The organism is Oleiphilus sp. HI0067, assembly GCF_001635735.1.
On the sequence record NZ_LWFI01000315.1, the window covers coordinates 1 to 642 of the forward strand.

The 642-nt window shown below is 46.7% G+C and carries 1 protein-coding gene; it reads left to right on the forward strand.

Annotated elements, in window-relative coordinates; translation table 11 throughout:
• Window positions 1–487 (forward strand): CBS domain-containing protein (locus A3739_RS03825; protein WP_156502328.1); only part of this gene is annotated, 487 nt, incomplete at its 5' end.
• Window positions 488–642: the final 155 nt, after the last annotated feature.

Below are 642 nucleotides of genomic sequence, written 5' to 3' on the forward strand. Positions count from 1 at the left end.
GACGGAAGAAATTTTAACGCCTCGCAGTGTTGTGCATATGCTTCCTGCGGTCACCACCATTCAAGAAGCTTTGGATGATCCGCAAACAAGGCAATTTACACGTATACCTGTTTACGACGAGCATGTTGATGATGTGATTGGTCAGGTGATTCGTGCCGATCTATATGAAGCTGAACGCCAAGGCAAGGGTAGCGAGAGTATTGTTTCCGTTATTAAACCGTTGAGCCGTGTGTCCGATCGCTTACCTGTTCAAAAGCTCCTCGATACGTTCATTAAGAAGCGCGCACATTTGTTTTTGGTGACAGATGAGTTTGGCCAGAACGAAGGGGTTGTGTCTTTAGAAGATGCCATTGAAACTTTGCTAGGGCGAGAGATCATGGACGAGACGGACGCCGTTGAAGATATGCAGGCGCTTGCTCGTTCAAATCATCGCGAGAAGTTGCGAGAGACAAAAGCGCAAAGCGATGCGCCAGAGTCAAACGTCTAGGAGGTACATGCTGTGTCAAATGTTGCGAATGTACCAAGTGGTAAGTTAGAGAAGCTCGTTTTTGTCGCTTACTTATTACATTTCTTTAGCGCCTTTAATGGTTTGCTGTCTCCAGCACTTATCGTCACAGCTTTTCTCACCGGTTGGCCCTCTAT